This window comes from Accumulibacter sp. (assembly GCF_029255145.1).
Taxonomy (GTDB): Bacteria; Pseudomonadota; Gammaproteobacteria; order Burkholderiales; family Rhodocyclaceae; genus Accumulibacter.
Genome location: NZ_JAPUVQ010000127.1, coordinates 101,857 through 108,126, shown reverse-complemented (window position 1 = coordinate 108,126; position 6,270 = coordinate 101,857). Strand labels below are relative to the sequence as shown.

Annotated in this window: 7 protein-coding genes and 1 pseudogene; 6 read left to right on the top strand and 2 right to left on the bottom strand. The window is 65.5% G+C overall.

The features are described from left to right. The 6 genes and pseudogenes from Q1L50_RS15230 to Q1L50_RS15205 form a co-directional block, all read left to right on the top strand. Positions 1-150: pseudogene (locus Q1L50_RS15230) on the top strand (OmpA family protein); the annotation flags it as partial. Positions 151-370: 220 nt separating this feature from the next. Further along, complete coding sequence (gene ubiG / locus Q1L50_RS15225) at positions 371-1,069, top strand: bifunctional 2-polyprenyl-6-hydroxyphenol methylase/3-demethylubiquinol 3-O-methyltransferase UbiG (protein ID WP_300340150.1); 699 nt, start codon at positions 371-373, stop codon at positions 1,067-1,069. After that, positions 1,062-1,718: an HAD-IA family hydrolase gene (locus tag Q1L50_RS15220; protein ID WP_300340149.1), complete on the top strand. Its 657-nt coding sequence runs from the start codon at positions 1,062-1,064 to the stop codon at positions 1,716-1,718. The genes ubiG and Q1L50_RS15220 overlap by 8 nt, the downstream gene beginning before the upstream one ends. A 97-nt stretch (positions 1,719-1,815) precedes the next feature. Continuing rightward, entirely contained in the window at positions 1,816-2,193 is a 378-nt protein-coding gene (locus Q1L50_RS15215; RefSeq protein WP_300340147.1) for a CbiX/SirB N-terminal domain-containing protein, read from the top strand. Between the two features lie 90 nt (positions 2,194-2,283). After that, on the top strand, positions 2,284-2,994 hold the full coding sequence (tsaA, locus tag Q1L50_RS15210) for a tRNA (N6-threonylcarbamoyladenosine(37)-N6)-methyltransferase TrmO (RefSeq protein ID WP_300340146.1): 711 nt from the start codon (positions 2,284-2,286) through the stop codon (positions 2,992-2,994). Positions 2,995-3,212: 218 nt separating this feature from the next. After that, positions 3,213-3,671 carry a hypothetical protein gene (locus tag Q1L50_RS15205; RefSeq protein WP_300340144.1) on the top strand — a complete coding sequence of 153 codons (459 nt, stop codon included), beginning with the start codon at positions 3,213-3,215 and terminating at the stop codon, positions 3,669-3,671. Between the two features lie 28 nt (positions 3,672-3,699). Here the strand turns inward: Q1L50_RS15205 and pdxH are convergent, their stop codons facing one another. Both pdxH and Q1L50_RS15195 read right to left on the bottom strand, forming a co-directional pair. Further along, positions 3,700-4,338 (bottom strand): pyridoxamine 5'-phosphate oxidase, encoded by a 639-nt coding sequence (gene pdxH / locus Q1L50_RS15200; protein ID WP_300340142.1) that lies wholly within the window; start codon positions 4,336-4,338, stop codon positions 3,700-3,702. Positions 4,339-4,472: 134 nt separating this feature from the next. Continuing rightward, positions 4,473-6,260 (bottom strand): PDZ domain-containing protein, encoded by a 1,788-nt coding sequence (locus tag Q1L50_RS15195; RefSeq protein WP_300340140.1) that lies wholly within the window; start codon positions 6,258-6,260, stop codon positions 4,473-4,475. Positions 6,261-6,270: the final 10 nt, after the last annotated feature.

Sequence of the window (6,270 nt, the reverse complement as noted above, 5' to 3'; positions counted from 1 at the left end):
GTCGAAGCCAACCGCGTGTACACCGAAGGCAAGGGCGAGAAGCAGCCGGTTACCAAGCCTGGCCAGTGCGCGGGTCCGAAGAGCAAGAAGGTCATCGAGTGCCTGCAGCCTGACCGTCGTGTCGACATCGAACTGATCGGCACCAAGTAATCCGTCAGTCTTACGGGAGGCCCTGCTTCGGCAGGGCTTTTTCGTTCTGCCAGCCCAGACCGTGTGCGTCGGTGGGCGCTGACCGCCACCCCGGCTCGCAGTCCGCTGATCGCCCGGTGCGCACGTTCGATCGACTGCACGGTGTGCAGCACGGCGGCGGGCAGACGGTGGACGGGAGTCTGCCTGTTGCGCACCATTTGCCATGGATACCGCCAGGATCATGATCAACGCCGACCAGCACGAACTCGACAAATTCAGTCAGCTTGCCCACCGCTGGTGGGATCCGAACAGCGATTTCAAGCCGCTGCACGACATTAACCCGCTGCGCCTCGACTGGATCGATGGCCACTGCCAACTCGCCGGCAAGGCCGTGCTCGACGTCGGTTGCGGCGGCGGGCTGCTGGCCGAAGGAATGTGCGAAAAAGGCGCGGCGGTGACCGGCATCGATCTTTCCGAAAAAGCGCTGGCCGTTGCCCGCTTGCACCTGCTGGAGAGCGGCCGAGAGCTTGACTACCGCCAGATCTCGGCCGAGGAGCTGGCGACTCAGGAAGCCGGCCGCTACGATGTGGTGACCTGCATGGAAATGCTTGAACATGTTCCCGATCCGGCCAGCACGGTCGCTGCGTGTGCGGCGCTGACCAGACCCGGAGGGCATGTCTTTTTCTCGACCATCAACCGCAACCCGAAGGCCTACCTGCTGGCCGTGGTCGGCGCCGAGTACGTCCTTCGGATGCTGCCCAGGGGCACCCACGACTATGCCCGGTTCATCAAGCCGTCGGAACTCTCGCGCTGGGTGCGAAATGCCGGTCTCGATCCGGACGAACTGCGAGGGATGACTTACAACCCCTTGACCAGACACTGCGCGCTCGGGAAAAACACCGACGTGAACTACCTCCTGCATGCGTTCAAGGATGTTTGAAGCGGTTCTTTTCGACCTCGACGGGACTTTCGCCGATACCGCGCCAGATCTTGCCGCGGCGCTCAATCGATTGCGTGCCGACCTGGCACTGCCGGGCGTTCCGCCCGGACAGCTCCGCTCGCTGACCTCGCAGGGGGTTCGCGGGATGCTGAAAGCCGGACTGGACATGCGTCCGGGGGACGCGCGCTACACCGAGTTCTACGAGCGCTTCCTGCGCTACTACAGCCAGGACATCTGCGTCGAAACGACGCTGTTCCCCGGCGTGGATCAGCTTCTCGGGGCTCTGGAAGAGAGCGGGTCGCCATGGGGGATCGTCACCAACAAAGCGCAACGGTTTACCCTGCCGTTGCTGGCCCGCCTCGGCTACGCGAAACGAGCGGCCTGCGTCGTAAGTGGCGATTCCGCGCCGCGCGCCAAGCCAGCTCCGCAACCGATGCAACTGGCGTGTACGCTGATCGACCGGGAGCCCGGGCGTTGCCTGTACGTTGGCGACGATTTGCGCGACATCCAGGCTGGGCGGGCAGCAGGCATGGTCACCGTGGCGGTACGCTACGGCTATCTGGGCGACGGCGACCCGATCGAGGCGTGGGGTGCCGATCATCTGGTTGACCACGCCCACGACATTGCCGCCCTGGTCGGGATCGATTGAGGACTACCCCACGGCCGGCTGGCTCCGGCTGCGCCGCTGCCCGTGGCCGTCAAAGCGAAGGTCGCGCCCTGAGCTGGCGATGGGTTAAAGTGTAGGCATGAGCAAAACCGCCCTAATTCTTTTCGCCCATGGTGCGCGTGATCCCGAATGGGCCGAGCCGATGCGTCGTCTGCGCACGACCCTGCGCGAACAGGCACCCGGGATGCGCGTCGAACTGGCTTTTCTCGAGTTCTTGAAGCCCGAGTTGGGCGACTGCGTCGAGTCGCTCGTCGGTGAAGGTTTTCGACGTGTCGTCGTGTTGCCGATGTTTATTGCCCGTGGCGGACACCTTAAACGCGACTTGCCGCTGCTGCTCGAGGAACTGCAGCAAAGGCATCCGCAGACACGCTTTGAGCTGGCCGGGGCGATTGGCGAAGCTGAGAGTGTGCTGCAGGCCATGGCCAGGCATGCCCTGGACCTACTCGCCACTGGCTGAGCAAGGTGCGCCGCCCGGCATCGCGCGAGGCTCCGGCCGGCCGGCTTCGGCGCTTGCCGGTGCAAGCCTGGCGGCGCCTGGACCAGGATCGTGCCTGACGCCGCCTTTTCGCCGATCGGCTACCTGGCAACGCCGTTTCGCGACCGGTTCGGGATTCCACGGCAGCCGCGGCTGGCACCGCACGCACGTGGTCAGCTACGCCTCCTGCGCCCCTACGACCGCGAGGAGGCAGTGCGCGGGCTGGAGGCGTTTTCGCATGTCTGGCTCAGTTTCGTCTTTCACCGGACAGCGGGTCGTTGGAGCCCGACAGTTCGTCCGCCGCGGCTCGGGGGTAATGAGCGGGTGGGCGTGTTTGCCAGCCGCAGCCCTTTTCGCCCGAACCCGCTGGGCTTGTCGCTGGTCGAGTTGCTGAGTATCGACACTCGCGACGGCGTGCTGCTGACTTTTGGCGGCGTCGACCTGCTCGACGGCACACCCGTTCTCGACATCAAACCGTACCTCGCCTTCATCGAAAGCGAGCCGGCCGCGCGCGGCGGTTTCGTCACTGCGCCGCCGCCGCTGCGGACCGTCTGGTTCACTGCCCGGGCGGCCAGCCAGGCCTCGCGGCACGAAGAGCGGTGGCCCGACCTGACGGCGCTGCTGCGCGAAGTGCTGGCGCAGGATCCGCGTCCCGCTTACGCCGACGACCCCATGCGGCGGTACGGCTTTCGTCTTTACGATCTCGAGATCAAGTGGCGTTGTACGGCGACGCTAGTGATCGTCGAAGAGGTTCGTGGGCCGCTTGTCGACGGCGGGCGATGACCGGCACGACCTGCCCCGGATGCGCACCAACTATCGGCTGTGGTCGGCCGGCGTGTGCGCCGGCAGGGTGTCGGCGTAAGCGGCGCTGCTGCGTTACTATGTGATCGTCGGCACGACTCTGATCGCGCGCAGCGCCGAAGCGGTCGCGATGCGGTCGAAACACTGACTGGTGCCCGCTGCCTATCGCCCGAGAGAGTCCTCACCTTGGAGAGAAGCCCATGAACAAGTCGATCATCATGCTGCTGGTGCTGGCTCTCTTCGAAGCGCCCGGCGCTTTGGCGGACGGTGCGCCGCGCGGCGCGTATCAGGGGGCCGGAACGGTCGTCGTGGGTGGCGGTTATCGATACGGTTACGGTCCCCGCGGCGGCTATCGCGGCCCGGGATGGGGCTACGGTGGCGGCTCCAGCGTCGGCGTCTATCTTGGCGCGCCGATCTTCTGGGGGTGGCCGGGACCTCCTGCGTACTATCCGCCGCCGGTGATCTATCCACCCGTGGTCGCTGTGCCACCGCCGGTGGTCTATGTCGAAAGGGCTGAGGTGACCGCGCCGTCCGCGTCGGGCGGCGAGCAAACGCTGGAGCCGGGGTTTTGGTACTACTGCCGGGAACTGGCCGCGTACTACCCGGCAGTCATGCAGTGTCCAGGGCCCTGGACGAAGGTTGCGCCGCGCGCCGAGTAGCGGTCGGCGCGAACGTGGGGGTCGCGCGTCACGGCGCGAGTCGCTCACGGATCCAGCGCTGGTCGCTACCCTGCCGGTAGCGCAAGCGATCGTGCAAGCGGCTCTTGCGGCCTTGCCAGAACTCCCAACGGTCCGGCTGCAGGCGGTAGCCGCCCCAGTGCGGAGGGCGAGGCGGGTTCAGCAGGAACCGCGCGGCATAGCGAGCGGCGTTGGCCAGCAGCACCGCGCGGCTGGCAATGACCTGGCTTTGCGGACTGGCCCAGGCGCCGATTCGTGAATCGAGCGGACGGCTGGCGAAGTAGGCATCGCTTTCTTCGTCGCTGACCAGGTCTACCCGGCCTTCGATGCGCACCACCCGCTCCAGTTCCACCCAGTGAAATTGCAGCGCTGCCCAGGGGTTGACGGCCAGTTCCCGGCCCTTGCGGCTGTCGCGGTTGGTGAACCAGGTGATGCCGTTTTCATCATAGCCCTTGATCAGCACCACCCGGGTCGACGGGCGCAGGGTATTGTCCACCGTCGCCAGCGTCATCGCGTTCGGTTCGGGCACCTGAGCGGCAATCGCTTCCGCCAGCCAGCGCGCAAACTGCGCAAGGGGGTCGACGTGCGACGCGTCCTCGCTGAGTTCGGCTCGTTCGTAACTTTTTCGGAGGTCGGCGAGAATGGTCATCGTGGATCAACGGTCAACGTAGGGGCGGTTAGGGCCTGCTGGCTGCCGGCGCGCCTACGCGGTACGGTGGCCAGAGTTTGATTATCGTTCACCGGGAAGCGGGTATGTGACGATTCCTTTGCGCGGAGCGGCCCTTACGCTTGCAGCCAGTCCTTGCGCAGCACATTGCTCTTCTTGTCCAAGAGGAGTTGGTGTTTGCCGAGGGTGGGCGACCCGAGTTGGACCGAAAACTCCATCAGCACGTCACCCCTGAAGGCCAGCACGCTGGCTACTTCGCCGGCCTTTCTCCGGGACAACAGGCGGTCCACGGTGGCTGGCATGACACGCAAACCGTCGATCGCTACCAGCAGGTCGCCGGCCGACAGCCCGGATGTTTGTGCGGGGCCGCCGTGATAGACCGTGCTCAGTCTCAGCTCGTCGCCAGTCGCTTTCGTCGTTACGCCGAGCGTCGGTGTTCCCGATCCCTCTGCACGCTGCAGCCGGATACCGAACGGCTTCAATAGTAGGGCCAGCGGCAGCTCCGCGGTGCCATCAATCGCGTTGGCAAAGAAGCGATCGAGGTCGAGGCCGGAGAGTTCCTCGGCTAGCAGCCGGATGTCATCGTCGCCGACGCCAACGCTCCGGTGCTGATCGTACTCGCCGTGGCGCTGCCAGAGCGTCCGCATCACCGCGTCAAGTGAGCAATGGTTTCTGGTCGCGGCGCGCAGGGTGAGATCGAGTGCCAGCGCTACCAGCGATCCCTTGGCGTAGTAACTGACGACGGCATTGGGCGTATTCTCGTCTGGCCGGTAGAACTTCGTCCACGCGTCGAAGCTCGATTCGGCCAGCGTCTGCCGATGCCGGCCGGGGTCACGGTCGACTTTGTCGATGGTCGCGGCGACCAGGGCCAGCCAGTCCTCCACCGGGATGACCCCGCAGCGCAGGAGCGCCAGGTCGTCGTAGTACGAGGTGAAACCCTCGAAAGCCCAGAGCAGGGTGGTGTAGTTCTCGACTGCGAGATTGCAGGCGGTGAACGCGGCCGGCTTGATCCGTTTGACATTCCAGCTGTGAAAGTACTCGTGGCTGCACAGACCCAGCAAGGTTCGGTAACGCTCCGGTGTGCCGGTCATGCCGGGGTAGGGCAGGTCGTCGCGCGCGCAGAGCAACGCCGTCGAGGCGCGGTGTTCGAGGCCGCCGTAGCCATCGCCGACGGCAGTGATCAGAAAGACGTAGTGCGGCATTGGCGCCGGTTCACCGAAGAGCCGGATCTGCCATTCACAGATTCGCGTGAGGTCGGCTGTAAGGCGCGTCAGGTCGCAGTCATGGTGGCCGCTGATCGCGACTTCATGGAGCACGCTGCAGGCGGTGAAGCTGGCCAGCGTGAGGACGCCCATTTCGACCGGGTGGTCGATCAGTTCGTCGTAACAGCTGGCGCCATGGAGGCCGAAGCCATGGTCTTCGGCGCAGCCCCTCTCGCCGTGCGCTGGAGCCATGGCGGTGGCCACCCGCCAGTCCCGATATCGCGTGCCGACTGGTGGCTGAATGTCGAGCAGGCACGGCCGTTGTTCGTGACCGAGCGGGCACAGGAAGACGCTGCTGCCGTTGAAGAAGGCGTGCGTCTGGTCGAGGTGCGCGCCGCGTACCGAGAGGTCCCAGGCATAGACCTCGCAGATGACGGTCAATGGCGCAGCCTCGTCGACCGGTGCCGCTCGCCAGGTGTGCTTGTCGATTTTGTCGAGGGCGATGCGCTGGCCGGCGGCTTCGGCGCGGATTGACACGATGTGCCGTGCGAAGTCCCGGATCAGGTAGCTGCCGGGGGTCCAGGCCGGCAGCGCAAAGCGCTGGCCCGTCGGGTCGGCTGCGGCAAGCGTGCAGCGTACTTCGAAAAGGTGCGCCTCGGGATGGCTCGGGCGGATGCTGTAGAAGATCGGCGCGGCTGTCATCGGCGGCTGT